Source organism: Pseudomonas sp. MWU12-2037, from assembly GCF_023242345.1.
In the GTDB taxonomy this organism is placed as follows: domain Bacteria; phylum Pseudomonadota; class Gammaproteobacteria; order Pseudomonadales; family Pseudomonadaceae; genus Aquipseudomonas; species Aquipseudomonas gingeri_D.
Genome location: NZ_JALLIZ010000002.1, coordinates 385,627 through 407,158, shown reverse-complemented (window position 1 = coordinate 407,158; position 21,532 = coordinate 385,627). Strand labels below are relative to the sequence as shown.

General features: G+C 61.5%; 21 protein-coding genes. 17 read left to right on the top strand and 4 right to left on the bottom strand.

Annotation, left to right across the window (positions count from 1 at the left end; all coding sequences use genetic code 11):
- The first annotated feature begins 7 nt into the window (after positions 1 to 7).
- The 8 genes from dnaE (at position 8) to ispD (ending at position 11,371) form a co-directional block, all read left to right on the top strand.
- Positions 8 to 3,529, top strand: coding sequence for a DNA polymerase III subunit alpha (dnaE, locus tag M5B42_RS05105; protein ID WP_248745186.1), 3,522 nt, complete (start codon positions 8 to 10; stop codon positions 3,527 to 3,529).
- A 149-nt stretch (positions 3,530 to 3,678) separates the two neighbouring features.
- On the top strand, positions 3,679 to 4,626 hold the full coding sequence (locus M5B42_RS05100) for an acetyl-CoA carboxylase carboxyltransferase subunit alpha (protein ID WP_248745185.1): 948 nt from the start codon (positions 3,679 to 3,681) through the stop codon (positions 4,624 to 4,626).
- Between the two features lie 42 nt (positions 4,627 to 4,668).
- Positions 4,669 to 5,997, top strand: a complete 1,329-nt coding sequence (gene tilS, locus M5B42_RS05095; protein ID WP_177099789.1) for a tRNA lysidine(34) synthetase TilS — start codon at positions 4,669 to 4,671, stop codon at positions 5,995 to 5,997.
- 274 nt (positions 5,998 to 6,271) lie between these two features.
- Positions 6,272 to 7,903, top strand: a complete 1,632-nt coding sequence (locus M5B42_RS05090) for a CTP synthase (RefSeq protein WP_103496390.1) — start codon at positions 6,272 to 6,274, stop codon at positions 7,901 to 7,903.
- An 18-nt stretch (positions 7,904 to 7,921) separates the two neighbouring features.
- Positions 7,922 to 8,767 (top strand): 3-deoxy-8-phosphooctulonate synthase, encoded by an 846-nt coding sequence (kdsA, locus tag M5B42_RS05085; RefSeq protein WP_248745184.1) that lies wholly within the window; start codon positions 7,922 to 7,924, stop codon positions 8,765 to 8,767.
- A 157-nt stretch (positions 8,768 to 8,924) separates the two neighbouring features.
- The gene (gene eno, locus M5B42_RS05080; protein ID WP_103496391.1) at positions 8,925 to 10,214 is read left to right on the top strand and encodes a phosphopyruvate hydratase; all 1,290 of its coding nucleotides are present in this window, start codon (positions 8,925 to 8,927) and stop codon (positions 10,212 to 10,214) included.
- 171 nt (positions 10,215 to 10,385) lie between these two features.
- Positions 10,386 to 10,664: a cell division protein FtsB gene (ftsB, locus tag M5B42_RS05075; RefSeq protein WP_017906255.1), complete on the top strand. Its 279-nt coding sequence runs from the start codon at positions 10,386 to 10,388 to the stop codon at positions 10,662 to 10,664.
- The gene (ispD, locus tag M5B42_RS05070; protein ID WP_248745183.1) at positions 10,661 to 11,371 is read left to right on the top strand and encodes a 2-C-methyl-D-erythritol 4-phosphate cytidylyltransferase; all 711 of its coding nucleotides are present in this window, start codon (positions 10,661 to 10,663) and stop codon (positions 11,369 to 11,371) included. Before ftsB ends, ispD begins: the two co-directional genes overlap by 4 nt.
- 9 nt (positions 11,372 to 11,380) lie before the next feature.
- Here the strand turns inward: ispD and M5B42_RS05065 are convergent, their stop codons facing one another.
- A complete protein-coding gene (locus M5B42_RS05065; RefSeq protein WP_103496393.1) occupies positions 11,381 to 12,277 on the bottom strand; it encodes a LysR substrate-binding domain-containing protein in 897 nt (298 codons plus the stop codon).
- Positions 12,278 to 12,384: 107 nt separating this feature from the next.
- Between M5B42_RS05065 and M5B42_RS05060 the strand changes: the two genes are divergently transcribed.
- From M5B42_RS05060 to rpoS, 8 genes are all read left to right on the top strand, one after another.
- Positions 12,385 to 13,497, top strand: a complete 1,113-nt coding sequence (locus M5B42_RS05060) for an S-(hydroxymethyl)glutathione dehydrogenase/class III alcohol dehydrogenase (protein WP_103496394.1) — start codon at positions 12,385 to 12,387, stop codon at positions 13,495 to 13,497.
- A gap of 8 nt (positions 13,498 to 13,505) precedes the next feature.
- Positions 13,506 to 14,351, top strand: coding sequence for an S-formylglutathione hydrolase (fghA, locus tag M5B42_RS05055; protein WP_103496395.1), 846 nt, complete (start codon positions 13,506 to 13,508; stop codon positions 14,349 to 14,351).
- Between the two features lie 53 nt (positions 14,352 to 14,404).
- The gene (gene ispF / locus M5B42_RS05050) at positions 14,405 to 14,878 is read left to right on the top strand and encodes a 2-C-methyl-D-erythritol 2,4-cyclodiphosphate synthase (RefSeq protein WP_103496396.1); all 474 of its coding nucleotides are present in this window, start codon (positions 14,405 to 14,407) and stop codon (positions 14,876 to 14,878) included.
- Positions 14,875 to 15,933 (top strand): tRNA pseudouridine(13) synthase TruD, encoded by a 1,059-nt coding sequence (truD, locus tag M5B42_RS05045; RefSeq protein WP_152740230.1) that lies wholly within the window; start codon positions 14,875 to 14,877, stop codon positions 15,931 to 15,933. The genes ispF and truD overlap by 4 nt, the downstream gene beginning before the upstream one ends.
- Positions 15,921 to 16,670 (top strand): 5'/3'-nucleotidase SurE, encoded by a 750-nt coding sequence (gene surE / locus M5B42_RS05040; RefSeq protein WP_103496398.1) that lies wholly within the window; start codon positions 15,921 to 15,923, stop codon positions 16,668 to 16,670. Before truD ends, surE begins: the two co-directional genes overlap by 13 nt.
- Positions 16,671 to 16,711: 41 nt before the next feature.
- A complete protein-coding gene (locus tag M5B42_RS05035; RefSeq protein ID WP_177100209.1) occupies positions 16,712 to 17,347 on the top strand; it encodes a protein-L-isoaspartate(D-aspartate) O-methyltransferase in 636 nt (211 codons plus the stop codon).
- A gap of 196 nt (positions 17,348 to 17,543) precedes the next feature.
- Positions 17,544 to 18,422 (top strand): peptidoglycan DD-metalloendopeptidase family protein, encoded by an 879-nt coding sequence (locus tag M5B42_RS05030; protein ID WP_103496400.1) that lies wholly within the window; start codon positions 17,544 to 17,546, stop codon positions 18,420 to 18,422.
- A 108-nt stretch (positions 18,423 to 18,530) separates the two neighbouring features.
- Complete coding sequence (gene rpoS, locus M5B42_RS05025) at positions 18,531 to 19,535, top strand: RNA polymerase sigma factor RpoS (protein ID WP_103496401.1); 1,005 nt, start codon at positions 18,531 to 18,533, stop codon at positions 19,533 to 19,535.
- Between the two features lie 106 nt (positions 19,536 to 19,641).
- Here the strand turns inward: rpoS and M5B42_RS05020 are convergent, their stop codons facing one another.
- Positions 19,642 to 19,848: an SEC-C metal-binding domain-containing protein gene (locus M5B42_RS05020; protein WP_100938610.1), complete on the bottom strand. Its 207-nt coding sequence runs from the start codon at positions 19,846 to 19,848 to the stop codon at positions 19,642 to 19,644.
- Positions 19,849 to 19,855: 7 nt separating this feature from the next.
- Complete coding sequence (locus M5B42_RS05015; protein WP_248745182.1) at positions 19,856 to 20,338, bottom strand: LEA type 2 family protein; 483 nt, start codon at positions 20,336 to 20,338, stop codon at positions 19,856 to 19,858.
- Positions 20,339 to 20,471: 133 nt separating this feature from the next.
- On the opposite strand from M5B42_RS05015, the gene M5B42_RS05010 reads away from it, so the two are divergent.
- Positions 20,472 to 20,975, top strand: coding sequence for a hypothetical protein (locus tag M5B42_RS05010; protein ID WP_248745181.1), 504 nt, complete (start codon positions 20,472 to 20,474; stop codon positions 20,973 to 20,975).
- Here M5B42_RS05010 and M5B42_RS05005 read toward each other — a convergent pair.
- Complete coding sequence (locus tag M5B42_RS05005; protein WP_103496426.1) at positions 20,968 to 21,444, bottom strand: YchJ family protein; 477 nt, start codon at positions 21,442 to 21,444, stop codon at positions 20,968 to 20,970. The genes M5B42_RS05010 and M5B42_RS05005 overlap by 8 nt on opposite strands.
- Positions 21,445 to 21,532: the final 88 nt, after the last annotated feature.

The following is a 21,532-nucleotide window of genomic DNA, read 5'->3' as shown; positions in this document are numbered from 1 at the left end:
GATCACTATGCCGGCTTCATTCGTTCATCTACGCCTGCACACTGAGTACTCCCTGGTCGACGGCCTGGTTCGGATCAAGCCGCTGGTCAAGGCCCTGAACGGCCTGAACATGCCCGCCGTGGCGGTGACCGACCAGAACAACATGTGTTCCCTGGTCAAGTTCTACAAGGCCGCCATGGGCGCCGGGATCAAGCCGATCTGCGGCGCCGACCTGTGGCTGTCGAACAAGGATCCCGATGCCCCGCTGAGCCGCATCAGCCTGCTGGCGATGAACGGCGTCGGCTACCGCAACATCACCGAGCTGATTTCCCGTGGCTATATCGATGGCCAGCGCAACGGCATGGTCATCATCGAGCGCGAGTGGGTGGCCGAGGCCTGCGAAGGCGTGATCATGCTTTCGGCGGCCAAGGAGGGCGAGATCGGCATGGCCCTGCTCGGCGACAACGCCGCTGAAGCCGAAGCCCTGGCCCGCGAATGGATGGCGGTGTTCCCGGACCGTTTCTACCTGGAAGTCCAGCGTACCAACCGTCCCAACGACGAAGAGCAGTTGCACGGCGCCGTGGCCCTGGCCGACAAGCTGGGTGCGCCGCTGGTAGCGACCAACGATGTGCGCTTTATCAAGCAGGAAGATTTCGAGGCCCACGAAACCCGCGTCTGCATCGGTGAGGGCCGGGCCCTCGATGATCCGCGCCGTTCGAAGAACTACAGCGACCAGCAATACCTCAAAAGCGCCGAGGAAATGGCCGAGCTGTTCAGCGACCTGCCCGACGCCTTGGAAAACAGCGTCGAGATCGCCAAGCGCTGCAACATCGAAGTGAAACTGGGCAAGCACTTCCTGCCCAACTTCCCGATCCCCGATGGCATGACCATCGACGAATATTTCCGCAAGGTGTCCTTCGACGGCCTCGAAGAACGCCTGTCGGTCCTGCTGCCCAGGGACACCACCGAAGACTATGAAGCCAAGCGCCAGGTCTATGTCGACCGGCTGAATTTCGAGCTGGATATCATTATCCAGATGGGTTTCCCCGGTTACTTCCTGATCGTGATGGACTTTATCCAGTGGGCCAAGAGCAACGGCGTGCCCGTTGGTCCTGGCCGGGGGTCGGGTGCCGGTTCCCTGGTGGCCTACGTCCAGAAGATCACCGACCTCGACCCGCTGGAATATGACCTGCTGTTCGAACGTTTCCTCAACCCGGAACGGGTTTCCATGCCCGACTTCGACGTCGACTTCTGCATGGATGGTCGCGACCGGGTGATCGACTACGTGGCCGAGAAGTACGGCCGCAACGCCGTGAGCCAGATCATCACCTTCGGTTCCATGGCCGCCAAGGCGGTGGTGCGCGACGTGGCGCGGGTCCAGGGCAAGTCCTACGGCCTGGCGGATCGCCTGTCGAAGATGATCCCCTTCGAAGTCGGCATGACCCTGGAAAAAGCCTACGAGCAGGAAGAGATCCTGCGCGACTTCATCAAGGTCGATGAAGAAGCGGCGGAAATCTGGGAGATGGCGCGCAAGCTCGAAGGCGTGGTGCGTAACGTCGGTAAACACGCCGGTGGCGTGGTGATCGCGCCGACCAAGCTGACCGACTTCTCGCCGATCTACTGCGACGAGGAAGGCGACGGCCTGGTGACCCAGTTCGACAAGGACGACGTGGAGGCGGCCGGCCTGGTGAAGTTCGACTTCCTCGGCCTGCGGACCCTGACGATCATCGACTGGGCGCTGAAGACCATCAACCGGGATCGCGCCAAGGTCAACGAACCGCCGCTGGACATCGCCTTTATCCCGCTGGACGACAAGCCGACCTACAGCCTGTTGCAGAAGGCCGAGACCACGGCGGTGTTCCAGCTGGAATCCCGTGGCATGAAGGAGCTGATCAAGAAGCTCAAGCCCGACTGCCTGGAAGACCTGATCGCACTGGTGGCGCTGTTCCGTCCGGGCCCGCTGCAGTCCGGCATGGTGGACGACTTCATCAACCGCAAGCACGGTCGCGCCGAACTGGCATATCCGCACTCCGATTACCAGTACGAAGGCCTCAAGCCGGTGCTGGCGCCGACCTACGGCATCATCCTGTATCAGGAACAGGTGATGCAGATCGCCCAGGTCATGGCCGGTTACACCCTCGGCGGCGCGGATATGCTGCGCCGGGCCATGGGTAAGAAAAAGCCCGAGGAAATGGCCAAGCAGCGCGGCGGTTTCATCGAAGGTTGCGCGAGCAACAATATCGATCCGGACCTGGCGGGTAACATCTTCGACCTGGTGGAGAAATTCGCCGGTTACGGTTTCAACAAATCCCACTCCGCCGCCTACGGCCTGGTTTCCTACCAGACCGCCTGGCTGAAGGCCCACTACCCGGCGCCGTTCATGGCCGCGGTACTGTCCGCGGATATGCACAACACCGACAAGGTCGTGACCTTGATCGAGGAAGTGCGCACCATGAAGCTGCGCCTCGACGCGCCGGACGTGAACGCCTCGGAGTTCAAGTTCACGGTGAACGACGAAGGCCGGATCATCTATGGCCTCGGCGCGATCAAAGGCGTCGGCGAAGGGCCGGTGGAGGCGATCACCGAAGCACGCCAGGAGGGACCGTTCAAGGACCTGTTCGATTTCTGTGCCCGGGTCGACCTCAAGCGTATCAACAAGCGCACCCTCGACGGCTTGATCCGTAGCGGGGCGCTGGATCGCCTTGGCCCGTATTTCCATGACGAGACCAAGGCCTACCAGGCCAATATCGACCGTAACCGCGCGGTGTTGCTGGCGGCGATGGAAGAGGCGATCAAGGCCGCCGAGCAGACTGCGCGGACCCACGACAGCGGCCATGCCGACCTGTTTGGCGGGCTGTTCGTCGAAGAAGATGCCGATGTCTACGCCAATCACCGCAAGGCCAAGGAACTGACCCTCAAGGAGCGGCTGAAGGGCGAGAAAGATACCCTCGGCCTCTACCTCACCGGTCACCCGATCGACGAGTACGAAGGCGAGATCCGCCGCTTTGCCCGTCAGCGAATCATCGACCTGAAGCCGGCCCGGGATACCCAGACAGTCGCCGGGATGATCATCAACCTGCGGGTGATGAAAAACAAAAAAGGCGACAAGATGGGCTTTATCACCCTCGACGACCGTTCGGCACGGATCGAGGCCTCGTTGTTCGCCGATGCCTTCATGTCGGCCCAGTCGCTGCTGCAGACCGATGCCATGGTGGTGGTCGAAGGCGAGGTCAGCAACGACGACTTCTCCGGCGGCCTGCGCCTGCGGGTCAAGCGGGTGATGAGCATGGAAGATGCGCGCACCAACCTGGCCGAAAGCCTGCGCCTGAAGCTGCAAAGTGCCGCGCTCAAGGGCGATCAACTGCGCTGGCTGGGGGAATTGCTCGGCAAGCACCGGGGGGCCTGCCCGATCACCCTGGAGTACACCGGCAGCGACGCCAAGGCCTTGTTGCAGTTCGGCGAGAGCTGGCGGATCGACCCGGCGGACAGTCTGATTCAGGCATTGCGTGACCAGTTCGGGCGAGACAACGTCTTCCTCCAATACCGTTAGGACGGTGGCGCACTTGGTGCGCGCCGACCTTGACCCTATTTTTAATCTCGACCTGAGCGCGCCATATCCCGTAAGGTAGGGCGCGATACAGATCAATCGGCCGGCCAGGCTGTGTAAAAACTACTGTGCTCGACCCAAGACGGATGCTTATGAACCCGAATTTTCTTGATTTCGAACAGCCGATCGCTGACCTGCAAGCCAAGATCGAAGAGCTGCGCTTGGTCGGTAACGACAATTCGCTGAATATCGGCGATGAGATCTCCCGCCTGCAGGACAAGAGCAACACGCTGACCGAAGATATCTTTGGCAAGCTGACCAGCTGGCAGATCGCGCGTCTGGCGCGTCACCCGCGTCGTCCGTATACCCTGGACTACATCAACCACATCTTCACCGAGTTCGACGAACTGCACGGCGATCGGCATTTCTCCGACGACGCGGCGATTGTCGGCGGTATTGCCCGCCTGGACGACCAGCCGGTGATGATTATCGGCCACCAGAAGGGCCGTGAAGTGCGCGAGAAGGTCCGTCGCAACTTCGGTATGCCGCGTCCGGAAGGCTACCGCAAGGCTTGCCGCCTGATGGAAATGGCCGAGCGCTTCAAGATGCCGATCCTGACCTTTATCGACACCCCGGGTGCCTACCCGGGCATCGACGCCGAAGAGCGCAACCAGAGCGAAGCGATTGCCTGGAACCTGCGGGTGATGGCGCGGCTGAAAACGCCGATCATCGCCACCGTGATCGGTGAGGGTGGTTCCGGCGGTGCCTTGGCCATCGGCGTGTGCGACCAGTTGAACATGCTGCAGTACTCGACTTACGCGGTGATTTCCCCGGAAGGCTGTGCTTCCATTCTGTGGAAAACCGCCGATAAAGCCCCGGACGCCGCCGAAGCCATGGGCATCACGGCCGAGCGCCTCAAGGGCCTGGGGATCGTCGACAAAGTGATTTCCGAGCCCCTGGGCGGCGCCCATCGCGATCCGGCCAAGGCGGCGGCCTCGATTCGTGCCGAACTCAGCACGCAGTTGGCTATGCTGAAGAAGTTCGACAACGATGCGCTGCTGGCTCGTCGTTACGAGCGTCTGATGAGCTACGGTCTCTGATAGCGCGCGTTATCGTTCGTGAGCCAGCGCGGGGGGCAACCCATGCGTCAGCCTGATATCGATCTGCCTTCCAGGCTGCTCGAAGCCCTTTCGCCCTGGCGTAATGCCCAGACCTGGCGGATCGGCTTCTCCGGCGGCCTGGACTCCACCGTGCTGCTGCACCTGCTCGCCAGCCTGGCGAAAACCCGGCCCCTGCCCAGGATTGCCGCCTTGCATGTCCATCACGGGCTGCAGGCGGCGGCCGACGGCTGGCCGGCACATTGCCAGGCCGTCTGTGATGAACTCGGGATACCTTTGCAGGTGATCCGTGTCAGCGTGCAATTGGGCGCCAGTCTTGAGCGCGCCGCCCGCGATGCGCGTTACCTGGCCTTTGCCGGGGTCACCCAGTTGCACGACGTACTGCTCACCGCCCAGCATCGCGAAGACCAGGCCGAAACCCTGCTCTTTCGACTGCTGCGCGGCGCCGGGGTGCGTGGCCTGGCGGCCATGCCGGCGCAGCGCGAGGTCGGCGGCGGCTATCTGGTGCGGCCTCTGCTGGACGTTTCCCGGGCCGAGCTCGAGGGTTATGCCCGTCAGCACAAGCTGCGCTGGATCGAAGACCCGTCCAACAGTGACCAGCAGTTCTCGCGCAACTTCCTCCGTCACCGGGTTTTTCCCGGACTGACCGAGCGCTGGCCGCAAGCGGTGAGCAGCATGGTGCGCAGCGCCGCGCACCTGCGCGAGGCCCAGGAACTGCTCGACGAATTGGCTGAAGTCGACCTCGACGATGCCCTGGCGCATTCCCGGCACGTCTGGCTGGGCATACCGTCGCTGGCCCTCGACGCCTTGATCGACCTGTCTCCGGCCCGGCAGCGCAACGCCCTGCGGCATTGGCTGGCACCGCTGACCCGGCTGCCGGACAGCGACCATTGGGCTGGTTGGGATGATCTGCGCGATGCCGCCCATGATGCCCGGCCGAAATGGCGCCTGGCCGAGGGCGAGCTGCACCGTGCCGACGAGCATTTATGGTGGTTGAGCGGGTCCTGGTTGCGCCAGCCGTCGGCGGATATCGCCTGGAACTGCCCGAATCGACCGCTGGAGCTGCCGGACAATGGCGAACTGCTGGTGGTCGGCGAGGCACCGGCCGGTCCCTTGCAGGTTCGCTATCGTCAGGGTGGTGAGGTTTTGCACCTGCCGGACCGCGGACACCGCGATCTGAAGCGCCTGCTTAACGAAAGTGGGGTGCCCTGGTTTGTCCGCGGCCGATTGCCGCTGCTCTATCGAGGCGACGAATTGCTGGCCGTGGCGAACCTGCCGGGCCTGGACGGCGGGGCGTTGGGTGACTGGCATTTGCATTGGCAGCCACCTTCGAGCGATCAAGGTTTGAGCTGAAAGGCGCTTTCCGGTAGACTACGCTCCCTTCTTGATACAACTTCTGTGGATTGCCAGCAATTGCAGGAGTTGCCGATTACCAGGCTGTCTTTGCCGGGCGATTCCAAAAAATGTGTAGCGCGCACCGTACCGCGGGTTCAACCCTGCGGACCGTCTCAACGCAGCAGTTTTTCGAAAGGTGCACTGTGATGATCGCAGGTAATCGGGGGCTTCGGCCTTCCTTCGCTTTCCCCGGCGGCTCGGACCGCTTTAACGCAGACTTCTAGGGTTTTTCATGACGCGCTACATATTCGTCACGGGCGGTGTTGTTTCTTCATTGGGGAAAGGCATTGCCTCGGCTTCATTGGCGGCCATCCTGGAGGCGCGGGGACTGAAAGTCACCATGCTCAAGCTGGATCCGTACATCAACGTCGATCCGGGCACCATGAGCCCGTTCCAGCACGGTGAAGTCTTCGTCACCCACGACGGTGCCGAGACCGACCTGGACCTGGGTCACTACGAGCGGTTCATCCGCACGACCATGACCCAGAACAACAACTTCACCACGGGCCGTGTCTACGAGCACGTGCTGCGCAAGGAGCGTCGTGGTGATTACCTGGGCGCCACCATCCAGGTGATCCCGCACATCACCGACGAGATCAAGCGCCGCATCATCAAGGGCGCCGGCGATGCCGACGTGGCCCTGGTGGAAATCGGCGGCACGGTCGGCGACATCGAGTCGCAACCGTTCCTCGAGGCCATCCGCCAGTTGCGTTTCGAAGTCGGCGCCAAGCGCGCGATGCTGATGCACCTGACCCTGGTGCCGTACATCGCCACCGCCGGCGAAACCAAGACCAAGCCGACCCAGCACTCGGTCAAGGAGCTGCGCTCCATCGGCCTGCAGCCGGACGTGCTGGTCTGCCGTTCCGACCACCCGATCGATATCTCGTCGCGTCGCAAGATCGCCCAGTTCACCAACGTTGAAGAACGTGCGGTGATTGCGCTGGAAGACGCCGATACCATCTACAAGATCCCCGGCATCCTGCACTCCCAGGGCCTGGATGATTTCGTCGTCGAGCGTTTCGGCCTGCAATGTGGCGGTGCCGACCTGTCCGAGTGGGAAGCGGTGGTCGACGCCAAGCTGAACCCGGAACACGAAGTCACCATCGCCATGGTCGGCAAGTACATGGAGCTGCTGGACGCCTACAAGTCGCTGATCGAAGCGATGAGTCACGCCGGCATCACCAACCGTACCAAGGTCAACCTGCGTTATATCGACTCCGAAGACATCGAAAACCAGGGCACCGCACTGCTCGAAGGCGTTGACGCCATCCTGGTTCCTGGTGGTTTCGGCCTGCGTGGCGTGGAAGGCAAGATCACCGCCGTCCAGTACGCTCGCGAGAACAAGGTGCCGTACCTGGGTATCTGCCTGGGCATGCAAGTGGCGGTCATCGAGTTCGCCCGTAACGTGATGGGCTGGAAAGACGCCAACTCCACCGAGTTCGATCGCACCAGCGGTCACCCGGTGGTCGGCCTGATCACCGAGTGGGAAGATGCCACCGGCGTGGTCGAGACCCGTAGCGAAAGCTCCGACCTGGGCGGCACCATGCGCCTCGGTGCCCAGGATTGCCTGCTCGAAGCCGGATCCCTGGTGCACGATTGCTATGCCAAGGACGTGATCGTCGAGCGTCACCGTCACCGTTACGAAGTGAACAACAAGCTGCTGCCGCAGATCATCGAAGCCGGCCTGAAGATTTCCGGTCGCTCCGGTGATGGCTCGTTGGTGGAAGTGGTCGAGGCCCCGGATCATCCATGGTTCGTCGCTTGCCAGTTCCACCCCGAGTTCACCTCGACCCCGCGCGACGGCCATCCGCTGTTCAGCGGTTTCGTCAAGGCTGCCTTGGCTCAACACCAGAAGAACGCGTGATCTCGGAGAGATAAGAGCATGGCCCAAAAGATCATCCGCGTAGGCGACATCGAGATTGCCAACGACAAGCCGATGGTGCTGTTCGGCGGCATGAACGTACTGGAAAGCCGGGACATGGCGATGCAGGTCTGTGAAGAGTACGTGAAAGTGACCGAGAAACTCGGTATTCCTTACGTATTCAAGGCCAGCTTCGACAAGGCCAACCGTTCGTCCGTCGCCTCTTACCGTGGCCCCGGCCTGGAAGAAGGGATGCGGATTTTCCAGGACATCAAGCAGGCGTTTGGCGTGCCGATCATTACCGACGTCCACGAGCCGGCCCAGGCCGCCGTGGTCGCCGAGGTCTGCGACATTATCCAGTTGCCGGCCTTCCTGTCGCGCCAGACCGACCTGGTGGTGGCCATGGCCAAGACCGGCGCGGTGATCAACATCAAGAAGGCCCAGTTCCTCGCGCCCCAGGAAATGAAACACATCCTGAGCAAGTGCGTGGAAGCGGGCAACGACCAGTTGATCCTCTGCGAGCGCGGTTCGAGCTTCGGCTACAACAACCTGGTGGTGGACATGCTCGGCTTCGGCATCATGAAGCAGTTCGAATACCCGGTGTTCTTCGACGTGACCCACGCCCTGCAGATGCCGGGCGGTCGCTCGGATTCCGCCGGTGGCCGTCGGGCCCAGGTCACCGACCTGGCCAAGGCCGGCATGAGCCAGGGTCTGGCCGGGCTGTTCCTGGAAGCGCATCCGGACCCGGACAACGCCAAGTGCGACGGGCCTTGTGCCCTGCGCCTGGACAAGCTGGAACCGTTCCTGGCCCAACTCAAGGCTTTGGACACACTGGTGAAGAGTTTTCCGACGGTAGAAACCGCGTAATCCTTAAATCTCCGGTAAAGTACCGCACGATTCAAGGCTCTGGACTCGGGTTCAGAGCCTTTTCGTCTGCAAGGCTGCCCATTTTTCATTCGCTTGCCGACGATCAAAGATTTCCTTCAGCTGCGTCGTTTTCGTCAACTTTGGAGTGTTTACAACAATGGCAAAAATCGTCGACATCAAAGGTCGTGAAGTTCTCGACTCCCGTGGCAACCCCACCGTGGAAGCGGACGTGCTTCTGGACAACGGCATCATCGGCAGCGCTTGCGCGCCGTCCGGTGCTTCCACCGGTTCGCGTGAAGCGCTGGAACTGCGTGATGGCGACAAGAGTCGTTACCTGGGCAAGGGCGTGCTGAAGGCCGTCGGCAACATCAACGGCCCGATCCGTGAGCTGCTGCTGGGCAAGGACCCTTCCGACCAGAAGGCCCTGGACCACGCGATGATCGCCCTGGACGGTACCGAGAACAAGGCGACCCTGGGCGCCAACGCCATCCTCGCCGTGTCCCTGGCCGCCGCCAAGGCTGCTGCCCAGGACCAGGACCTGCCGCTGTACGCACACATCGCCAACCTCAATGGCACGCCGGGTGTCTACTCCATGCCGGTGCCGATGATGAACATCATCAACGGCGGCGAGCATGCCGACAACAACGTCGACATCCAGGAATTCATGGTTCAGCCGGTTGGCGCCAAGACCTTCTCCGAAGGCCTGCGCATGGGCACCGAGATTTTCCATCACCTCAAAGCCGTGCTGAAGGCCCGTGGCCTGAGCACCGCTGTCGGTGACGAAGGTGGTTTCGCGCCGAACCTGGCCTCCAACGAAGACGCTTTGAAAGTGATCTCCGAAGCCGTGGCCAATGCCGGTTACAAGCTGGGCACCGACGTGACCCTGGCCCTGGACTGCGCGGCCAGCGAATTCTACGAAGACGGTAAATACAACCTGTCCGGCGAAGGCCAGGTGTTCACCGCCGAAGGTTTCGCCGACTACCTGAAAGGCCTGACCGAGCGTTACCCGATCATCTCCATCGAAGATGGCCTGGACGAGTCCGATTGGGCTGGTTGGAAGATTCTCACCGACAAGATCGGCGAGAAGACCCAGCTGGTGGGCGACGACCTGTTCGTGACCAACACCAAGATCCTGAAGGAAGGCATCGACAAGAAGATCGCCAACTCCATCCTGATCAAGTTCAACCAGATCGGCACCCTGACCGAAACCCTGGAAGCCATCCAGATGGCCAAGGCCGCCGGCTATACTGCGGTGATCTCGCACCGTTCCGGTGAAACCGAGGATTCGACCATTGCCGACCTGGCCGTGGGTACCGCTGCAGGCCAGATCAAGACCGGTTCGCTGTGCCGCTCCGACCGCGTCTCCAAGTACAACCAACTGCTGCGTATCGAAGAGCAACTGGGCGCCAAGGCCAAGTACAACGGTCGCTCCGAGTTTCGCGGTTAAGCAGTAGATGGTAAAAAGACACCAGATTGTGTCGGAAAAGTCGCTATCGCGAGTTTTTTAGCACTAATCTGATGCTTTGAGAGCACAAGCCTGGTTCTTCCAGGCTTCGTGCTATCAGTCGGTTCGAAATGGTTGGCATGGCTGTCTTTTCCACTGGATAACTGAAATTCGATGCGCAGTCCCAATTGGTTGTTCCTCGTTCTGCTCTTGCTGCTGGCTGGCCTGCAGTACCGCCTTTGGGTGGGCAATGGGAGCCTGGCGCAGGTAGCCGACCTGACACAGCAAATTGCCGAACAGCATGCCGAAAACGAGCGTCTGCTGGAGCGTAATCGCGTGCTTGACGCGGAAGTTCTTGAACTGAAGAAAGGCATGGAGACCGTTGAAGAACGTGCTCGCCATGAACTGGGCATGGTCAAGGACGGTGAAACCCTTTATCAGCTGGCGCAATGACTGAATTCTCTCTACCGGCCTTCTGGGCCGTGATTCCTGCCGCGGGCGTCGGTGCCCGTATGGCCGCGGACCGTCCCAAGCAGTATCTGTCCCTGGGCGGACGCACGATTCTCGAACATAGCCTTGGCTGTTTCCTCGATCATCCGGGCTTGAAGGGCCTGGTGATTGCCCTTGCCGCCCACGATCCCTACTGGCCGGGCCTTGCTTGTGCCACGGATTCGCGTATCCAGCGGGTCGATGGTGGCGGCGAACGGGCCGATTCGGTACTCAATGCCTTGCTGCACCTGCATACCCTGGGGGCGGTGGAGGACGATTGGGTGTTGGTCCATGATGCGGCGCGGCCCAATTTGTCCCGTGGCGATCTCGATACCTTGCTCGGTGAGTTGGCCGATGACCCGGTGGGTGGGCTACTGGCCGTGCCGGCGCGGGATACGCTCAAACGCGTCGACAAGCACGGGCGGGTCCTGGAAACCATCGACCGCAGTTTGATCTGGCAGGCCTATACGCCGCAGATGTTCCGCCTGGGTCCCTTGCACCGGGCCCTGGCGGATAGCCTGGTGGCCGATGCAACCATCACCGATGAAGCCTCGGCGATGGAATGGGCGGGCCAGACGCCGCGCCTGATCGAGGGGCGTTCGGACAATATCAAGGTCACCCGGCCTGAAGACCTGGAGTGGTTGCGTTTGCGCTGGGCTAATCGTCGCTGAGGGCACCGGTCAAACGCTGTACTCGGGCCGTTTGGCCAATCCTTCCTTGAGATGATCCACCAGCTTGCGCACTTTCGGCGACAGGTGCCGCTGTTGCGGATACAGCGCCCATACCGCCGTATTCGGTGGCTGATGGGCTTCGAGCAAGGAGATCAGCGTGCCGTTGTGCAAATGCTCCAGCACGTAATAGTCCGGCAGCTGACACAACCCAACCCCCTGCAGCGCCGCATCCAGCACCGCCTGCCCACTGTTGCAGCGCCAATTACCCTGTACCCGCTGGGAAAACTCCCGCCCGTCCTGCTCCAGTTGCCAGATATCCGAACTGCCGATCAGGCAGTTATGCCGGCTCAATTCCGACAGACTATGGGGGCGACCGTAACGTTCCAGGTAGGACGGTGACGCGCACAGGTACATCCGCCGTGGCGCCAGCCGGGTCGCCACCAGCCGCGAATCCTGCAAACGGCCCAACCGAATCGCCAGGTCCAAGCCCTCATGTACCAGGTCCAGGGTACGGTTGCTCAACTCGATATCCACCCGCAACTGCGGATGCAGCCCCATGAAACTGGTCACCAGCGGCACGATAAAACGTTCGCCATAAGCCACGGCGCAGGTCATGCGCAACATGCCCTTGGGTTCGCTGGTCAGGTCGCCCACCGCGCGCAGGGCTTCCTCGCGGCCGTCCTGCAGACGCTGGCAATGCTGCAGGAACGTCTGCCCGGCTTCGGTCAGGGTCACCCGCCGGGTGCTGCGATAGAGCAGACGGGTTTGCAGGCGCTCTTCCAATCGGGCGATTTGCCGGCTGATATGGGACGAGGATACCCCGAGGCGCTCCGCCGCCGCCGTGAACTGGCTGCATTCGGCCACCGCGACGAACTCGTCGATGCCTTCCCAGCGGTTGTCATTCATTGGATTGTCCCTGTACAGCAATAATGTTTTGCTTTTGACTGGATTATTAATCAATCAAGGCTGATTTACACTCAGGTTTTCGTTGTTCACTTTTCAGGAGTTGCTGGATGATCAAGTCACGTGCTGCCGTTGCCTTCGAGGCCAAGAAACCCCTCGAGATCGTCGAAGTCGATGTCGCCATGCCCAAGGCCGGCGAAGTGCTGTTGCGTGTCGTGGCCTCCGGCGTTTGCCACACCGACGCCTACACCCTGTCCGGCGCGGACCCGGAAGGTATCTTTCCGTCGATCCTCGGCCACGAAGGCGGCGCGATTGTCGAGGCGATCGGCGAGGGTGTGACCTCGGTGGCGGTGGGCGACCACGTCATCCCGCTCTACACCCCGGAATGCGGCAAGTGCAAATTCTGCCTGTCGGGCAAGACCAACCTTTGCCAGGCCATTCGCGCCACCCAGGGCAAGGGCCTGATGCCGGACGGCACTTCGCGTTTCTCCTACAAGGGCGAGACGATTTTCCACTACATGGGCACCTCGACCTTCTCCGAGTACACCGTGCTGCCGGAAATCTCCGTGGCCAAGATCTCGAAAGACGCACCGCTGGAGAAGGTCTGCCTGCTCGGTTGCGGCGTCACCACCGGGATCGGCGCGGTGCTCAACACCGCCAAGGTCAAGCCGGGTGACACCGTGGCGATCTTCGGCCTCGGCGGTATCGGCCTGTCGGCGGTGATCGGTGCGGTCAAGGCCAAGGCGGCGCGGATCATTGCCATCGACATCAACCCGGCCAAGTTCGAAATCGCCCGGCAACTGGGCGCCACCGATTGCGTCAACCCGAAAGATTTCGATCGTCCGATCCAGGAAGTGATTGTCGATATGACCGATGGCGGCGTGGACTTTTCCTTCGAGTGCATCGGTAATGTGCAATTGATGCGTGCGGCCCTGGAGTGCTGCCACAAGGGCTGGGGTGAGTCGGTGATCATCGGCGTCGCCGGTGCCGGCCAGGAAATTTCCACCCGTCCGTTCCAGTTGGTGACCGGTCGCGTCTGGCGTGGTTCGGCCTTTGGTGGCGTGCGCGGGCGCAGCGAGCTGCCGAGCTACGTGGAAATGGCGCAGAAGGGCGAGATCCCGCTGGATACCTTCATCACCCACACCATGGGCCTGGAAGATATCAACAAGGCGTTCGACCTGATGCATGAAGGCAAGAGCATTCGCACCGTCATTCATTTCTGAGGTCGGTCATGAGCCTGGAAAACCTGTCCTGCCAGAAAAGCTTCGGCGGCTGGCACAAACGCTACAAGCACCATTCCGAAGTCCTCGGCTGCGACATGGTGTTCGCTGTCTATCTGCCACCACAGGCCGAGCAGGGCGGCAAGCTGCCGGTGCTGTACTGGCTGTCCGGCCTGACCTGCACCGACGAGAACTTCATGCACAAGGCCGGTGCCCAGCGCCTGGCTGCCGAGCTGGGGCTGATCATCGTCGCGCCGGACACCAGTCCGCGCGGCGCCGACGTGCCCGGTGACCCCGACAAGGCCTGGGACTTCGGCCTGGGTGCCGGTTTCTATCTCAATGCGACCCAGCAACCCTGGGCCCAGCACTACCGGATGCACGATTACGTGGTGCATGAGCTGCCGGCGCTGGTCGAGGCGCACTTCCCGGCCTCGGACAAGCGCGGTATCAGCGGTCATTCCATGGGCGGGCATGGCGCGCTGGTCTGCGCCTTGCGCAACCCCGGGCGCTATCAGTCGTTGTCGGCCTTCGCGCCGATCAGCAATCCGATGGATTGTCCCTGGGGGCAAAAGGCTTTTTCCCGTTATCTGGGGGAAGAACGCTCGCGCTGGCGTGAGTGGGATGCTTGCGTGCTGATCGCCGAGGCCACTGAAAAGCTGCCGATCCTGGTGGATCAGGGCGATCGCGACGATTTCCTGGCCAACCAGCTCAAGCCCGAGGCGCTGCAACAGGCGGCGAAGCTGGCGCAACATCCGCTGACGTTGCGGCTGCAACCGGGCTACGACCACAGCTATTTTTTCATCGCCAGTTTCATTGATGACCACCTGCGTCACCACCACGCAGCTCTTAGCGGTTAATCTCTCGCAAAATAGGTAGAATCACGCCCTGACTTACATCGGGGCGTTTTTTTATGCGTATTGGCCACGGCTATGATGTGCACCGTTTCGCCGAAGGCGACTTCATCACCCTGGGCGGCGTGCGGATTGCACACCACCACGGGCTGCTCGCCCATTCCGACGGCGACGTGCTGCTGCATGCCTTGAGCGATGCGCTGTTGGGAGCGGCGGCCCTGGGCGATATCGGCAAGCATTTCCCTGACACCGACCCGACCTACAAGGGCGCCGACAGCCGGGTGCTGCTGCGTCATGTGGTGTCGTTGATCAAGGCCCTGGGCTGGAAAGTCGGCAACGTCGATAACACTATCGTTGCCCAGGCGCCGAAAATGGCGCCGCATATCGAATCGATGCGCGCGCTGATTGCCGCGGATCTTGAAGTTGAGTTGGATCAAGTGAACGTCAAAGCCACCACCACTGAAAAGCTCGGTTTCACCGGCCGTGAAGAAGGCATCGCTGTGCACAGCGTCGCCTTGTTGCTACGCGCATGACTGAACTGGAACTGCTGGGCCCGCGTGCCTACGGCGATGTCCTCGGGAGCGCGGTGCTCAAGGCCACGGCCGAAGACTTCCAGGTCGATGAAGTCCTCGATATCCCGCTGAGCGGCGAGGGCGAGCACCTGTGGTTGTGGGTGGAGAAGCGCGGCCTGAATACGGAAGAGGCTGCCCGGCGTATCGCCAAGGCCGCCGGCGTGCCGTTGCGTACCGTCAGCTATGCCGGTCTCAAGGACCGCCAGGCCCTGACGCGCCAGTGGTTCAGCGTACAACTGCCGGGCAAGGCCGATCCGGACCTGTCGGCGGCCCAGAACGACAGCCTGCTGATCCTCAAGAGTGCGCGGCACAAGCGCAAGCTGCAACGCGGCGCCCATGCCGCCAACGGCTTCACCCTGCGCCTGACCCAATTGAACGCGGACAAGGACGGCTTGCAGCAACGCCTCGAACAGATCGCCGCGCAAGGTATTCCGAATTATTTCGGCGCCCAGCGTTTCGGTCACCTCGGTGGCAACCTCGGCGAGGCCCGTTCCTATGCGGCGCGCCAGGCCTTGCCCGAGCAGCGCAATGTGCGTTCGCGGTTGCTGTCCACGGCCCGCAGCTACCTGTTCAACCAGGTGCTGGCGGCGCGTGTCGCCGACGGCAGCTGGAACCGGGCCCAGGTCGGCGACCTGCTGGCCTTCACCGACAGCCGCAGTTTCTTCCCGGCCGGTGAGGCCGAATGCAGCGATCCGCGCCTGGCCATTCTCGATCTGCACCCCACCGGTCCGCAGTGGGGCGAAGGCCCGTCACCGGCGGCGGGTGCGACTTTTGCCCTGGAGCAAGCGGTTGCCGAGCGCGAGGCCGAGCTCTGCCAATGGCTGGTCAAGGCGACCATGGAACACGAACGACGCATCCTGCGGCTGCCCATTGGCCGGTTGTCGTGGCATTATCCGGAGTCTGACATTCTGCAACTGGAATTCATCCTGCCGGCCGGATGCTTCGCCACTGCTTTGGTGCGCGAACTCGTCGATCTGGTGCCGGTAGGACAGACGGACAGCTCATGCGTATTCTGATTTCGAACGACGATGGGGTTTTTGCACCCGGTCTCGCCGCGCTTCATGCTGCGCTGGTGGACTATGCCGAGTGCACGGTGATTGCCCCGGACCAGGACAAAAGTGGCGCCAGCAGCTCGCTGACCCTGGATCGCCCGCTACACCCACATACATTGCCCAACGGCTTTATCAGCCTGAACGGCACACCCACCGACTGCGTGCACCTGGGGCTCAATGCCCTGTTGGCGCAGGAGCAGGACATGGTGGTGTCCGGTATCAACCTGGGGGCCAACCTGGGGGATGACGTGCTGTATTCCGGTACGGTGGCGGCCGCCCTGGAGGGGCGCTTCCTCGGGCGTACTTCGTTCGCTTTTTCGCTGGCCTCGCGCCAGGTCGACAACCTGGCCACCGCCGCGCATTTCGCCCGCCTGCTGGTGCAGGCCCATGAAGGCCTGGCGCTGCCCGCGCGCACGGTGCTCAATGTGAATATTCCCAATCTGCCCCTGGAGCGCATTCGCGGTGTCCAGCTCACGCGCCTGGGCCATCGGGCCCGGGCCGCGGCGCCGACGCGGGTGGTCGACCCACGGGGCAAGGCCGGTTACTGGATCGCCGCCGCCGGAGACGCCGAAGACGGTGGCCCGGGGACGGACTTCCATGCCGTGATGCAAGGGTTTGTCTCGGTGACGCCGCTGCAACTGGATCGCACCTTCAATGATGCCTTCCAGTCGCTGGGCGGTTGGCTGGAGGGGCTTGCTTGATGACCCGTGAGCAAGACGAACTGATGCGTCGCGGTATCGGCATGACCTCCCAGCGAACCCGCGAACGCTTGATTCAGCGACTCTATGAAGAAGGTGTGACCAACGCCCAGGTGTTGGAAGTGATCCGCCGCACGCCGCGTCATCTGTTTGTCGACGAGGCACTGGCCCATCGTGCCTACGAAGATACGGCGCTGCCGATCGGCCACAACCAGACCATTTCCCAGCCTTATATGGTGGCGCGCATGAGCGAGCTGCTGCTGGAGGCCGGGCCGCTGGACAAGGTGATGGAGATCGGTACCGGCTCCGGTTACCAGACGGCGGTGCTGTCGCAGCTGGTGGAGCGGGTGTTTTCGGTGGAGCGGATCAAGGTCCTGCAGGATCGCGCCAAGGAGCGTCTGGTCGAGCTCAACCTGCGCAACGTGGTGTTCCGCTGGGGCGATGGCTGGGAGGGCTGGCCGGCACTGGCGCCGTACAACGGCATTATTGTCACCGCCGTCGCCACGGATGTGCCCCAGGCCTTGCTCGATCAATTGGCCCCGGGCGGTCGCCTGGTGATTCCGGTGGGTGCCGGTGAAGTCCAGCAGTTGATGCTGATCGTGCGCGAAGAGCAGGGCTTTTCCCGTCATGTATTAGGCGCGGTACGTTTCGTTCCGCTCCTTAACGGACCGTTGGCCTGAACATTTGTTGAACGGCAATGAATTCTGTTTAAGGTCGTAGGTCTTAGAGCGGGACTGGTACGGCACCCATGTTTAAAATGTGTCGGGTTTTCGACTTGGCTTTGTTGTCAGTGAAATTCCAACAGCCAGTTATACTTACGCCACATTACCGCCTGTACAGGCACTCTTATTTCAGCCACCACAAAGGGAGCGGCGGGTGAGTCTCACAGTCATTCGGCAGCGTATGGGTAAAGCAAGCGTTCAGCGCCTGATGATCGGCCTTGCCCTCAGTGCTTTACTGGCTGGTTGCTCCAGTGCTCCAAAGAACGGCGTGCGCGTCGTTGATCGTAACGGCAACGCTACAACGACAGCCGCCAGCGCGACGCCACAGAAACCGATGACCACCACCGGCCAGCATGTGGTCACCCGTGGCGATACCCTGTTTTCGATCGCCTTCCGCTACGGTTGGGACTGGAAAGCCCTGGCCGCGCGTAACAATATTCCCGAGCCTTACACCATCCACGTGGGTCAGGCGATTCGCTTCGACAGCCGTTCAAATTCAACGCCGACGGCTGTCGCCTCGACGTCGTCGAGCGCTTCGCCTTCGAGCAAGTTCACCATCACCCGGCGTCCGGCCAACGGCGCGTCTGGCACTGCAACCACCTCGCAACCCGCGGCCCAGGCACCTGCGGCAGCGGCGCCGATGCCGCCGGCCGGTCCCGCGCCGAAGGGTTGGGCGTGGCCTTCAAACGGTATTCTGATTGGAAAATTCTCTTCAAACGGTAGTTTGAATAAAGGTATTGATATCGCCGGAGATTTGGGACAGCCTGTTTTAGCTGCATCTGATGGGTCAGTGGTTTACGCCGGGAGTGGGTTGCGGGGCTACGGCGAGCTGGTCATCATCAAACACAGTGATACCTACGTCAGTGCTTACGGTCACAACCGTAGGCTGTTGGTTCGGGAGGGTCAGCAGGTCAAGGTCGGACAGACAATTGCCGAGATGGGATCAACTGGTACGGACCGGGTGAAACTGCATTTTGAGATTCGCCGCCAGGGGAAACCCGTAGACCCACTGCAATTCCTGCCACGTCGTTGATCCGTTTTCCAGCCTGTTCTCCTGACTGTAGTGGGAACAGGTTCCAGCGTTGCCAAGGATAAAGGCGCCGCTTGAGCTTGAGGTCGAACTCACCAAAGGACTATAACAATGGCTCTCAGTAAAGAAGCGCCGGGGTTTGACATCGATGATGAGGTGCTCCTTATGGACTCCGACATCGTCATGGATATGATGCCGGAGGACGACAGTTCTCCACCCCCAGTTCGTGCCAAGACCAAGAATGCTGCTGCGCTCAAGCAGCACAAGTACATTGACTACACGCGGGCGCTGGATGCGACCCAGTTGTATCTCAATGAAATCGGTTTTTCCCCCTTGTTGTCCCCGGAAGAAGAAGTTCATTTTGCGCGCCTGTCGCAAAGTGGCGATCCCGCGGGCCGCAAGCGCATGATCGAAAGCAACCTGCGCCTGGTGGTGAAAATCGCCCGACGTTATGTCAACCGCGGTCTTTCCCTGCTGGACCTGATCGAAGAGGGCAACCTCGGCTTGATCCGGGCGGTGGAGAAATTCGATCCGGAACGTGGCTTTCGCTTCTCAACCTATGCCACCTGGTGGATCCGCCAGACGATTGAACGGGCGATCATGAATCAGACCCGGACCATTCGCCTGCCTATTCACGTGGTCAAGGAACTGAACGTCTATCTGCGGGCGGCACGGGAGCTGACCCAGAAACTCGATCATGAGCCTTCCCCGGAAGAAATCGCCAATCTGCTGGAAAAACCGGTGGGTGAGGTCAAGCGCATGCTCGGCCTGAATGAGCGGGTGTCTTCGGTGGACGTGTCCCTGGGGCCGGATTCCGACAAGACGTTGCTCGATACCCTCACCGATGATCGACCTACCGATCCCTGCGAGCTGCTTCAGGACGACGACCTGTCCCAGAGTATCGACCAGTGGTTGTCGGAATTGACCGATAAGCAGCGTGAGGTGGTTGTACGGCGCTTTGGCCTGCGCGGGCATGAGAGCAGTACCCTGGAGGATGTCGGTCTGGAGATCGGCCTGACCCGCGAGCGCGTTCGGCAGATCCAGGTCGAGGGACTCAAGCGCCTGCGCGAGATCCTCGAGAAGAATGGCCTGTCCAGCGAGGCGCTGTTCCAGTAGCGCGCTCCTGCACCTGCCCATAAAAAATCCCCGATCTGGTCGGGGATTTTTTTTGCATTGAAATGGGTTCAATGCGTTCCTGCGGGGGCGTTACTGGCAGAAAGCCTCAGGCCCCGTGGCACTTCTTGAATTTCTTGCTGCTGCCGCACGGGCACGGATCGTTGCGACCCACGTCCTTCAGCGCGTTGCGTACCGGCTCCTGGTGAGCGTGACCGCAGTTCGGGCCGTGGACATGACCATGGTCGTGATCGTGGTGCTCATGCTCGTGATCGTGGTTGCAATCAGGGCCGTGGACATGGGGTTGCTGGGTCATGCTGGTGTCACTCCGGAATAATTTCGGCGGGAATTATCTCGCCTTTACGCTCCAGGTGCACGTCATGGCTGAGGAATAGTCCGGTTTCCAGTTCGCCCTCCAGTCGGTAGGGGATCGGATCATGGGGGTGTTTCAGGCGCTTGGTCAGGTCGCGCAGGTGTTCCCAGAGGTTGGTCCTGACTGGAATGACCAGGGAGGCGTGGCTGTTGGCTTCCACGGTGAACCAGCCGGTCTCGGACTCGCCTTCGCTCAGCAGCCAGCCGTCGAGGTAGAGACGATAATGCAGGCTGCGCACGGTCAGGCTGTCGTCGTTGGGGTTGTCGACACGAAAGTGCAGGCGAAATTTCTGTTGAACCAGGCGCGCCTTGATCAGTTCGACCCGCACCAGGCGAACCTCGGGCTCGCGGGTACCGCCATCGAACCAGGACGAACAGCCGGAAAGCGTCAACAGCATAAGCAGGCCGAGCGTGCCAAGTGTCCGTGAGTGCATGGGGTTCCTCCCGCCGAGGCCCCAGCATAGCAAGCCTGTGACAGAAAAAGCTCATGGTTGTGGCGGTAAATCCACTGGGTGATACTGCTGAGCATTCGCGCAACGGATCAGGTCGGCGCACAGGAGTGTGATCATGATGCTTTACGAGATTGTTTTTAGTGGCGAATCGCTACCCGGTGCTGCGCCCGATCAGGTCAAAAGCAACCTGGCCCGGCTGTTCCAGGCCGATGCCCAGCGCATCGAACTGCTGTTCTCCGGACGGCGCCTGGTGCTCAAGAGCAATCTCGATGCCGCGGCTGCGGAAAAGTACAGGGTCACCCTCGAGCGTGCCGGGGCGCTGGTCGCGGTGGTCGAGATGGCCGTCGAAGAGATCGAGATGACGGCCCCGGTCCCAGCGCCGGGCCGTGCCCAGGTGGCGCCGCGGGATGCCTATATGGCCGCGTTCAGCGAGGTCGATGCACCGGACTTCGGCATCGCCGAGGTCGGCAGCGATATGCAGGATGCCAAGCCCGAGCCCGTCGCGTTGGCCCTGGATCTGTCGGCCTTCAGCGTGGCGCCGGTCGGTGCCGACATGGGCCAACTGTCGGTGGCAACCGTCGTCACGGTGCCGGATATCTCACACCTGCGCCTCAGCTGAGCAGGTAGCCGGAACAGCACTTCTTGTATTTCTGCCCGCTGCCGCAGGGGCAGGCGTCATTGCGCCCGGCCTTGAGGGGCACGGTGGGGTCGATGAAATACCAGCGCCCATCGGTTTGTACGAAGGACGACTTTTCCCGGTGGCTGTGTTCGCCATTGCTGTCGTGCCAACGCGCGGTAAAGGTCACGAAGGCATGCTCGGGCTGGCCGCCAAAGACTTCCGAGCTTTCCACCTCCAAGCCCAGCCAGGTGCTTTGCGCGCTCCATTCGCCGATGGCCTGGCGGTCCAGCCCCGGTTGTTGAATGGGCAGCGTGGTGTTCACCAGGTAGTCGACTAGCCCCAATACATAGGCGCAGTAGCGCGAGCGCATCAGGGCTTCGGCGCAGGGGGCCGGATGGCCCGCGTGATAATGGCCGCAGCAGGCCTCCAGGAGGTTGCCGCTACCACAGGGACAGATGGATGTGCTCACGGGAATCACCACCAGTACTTGCCGAAATTTTCCGGATTGGCCCAGAACTGAGAGCAGGAGAGGAAACCCCTTGGTTTATATAGGTTTC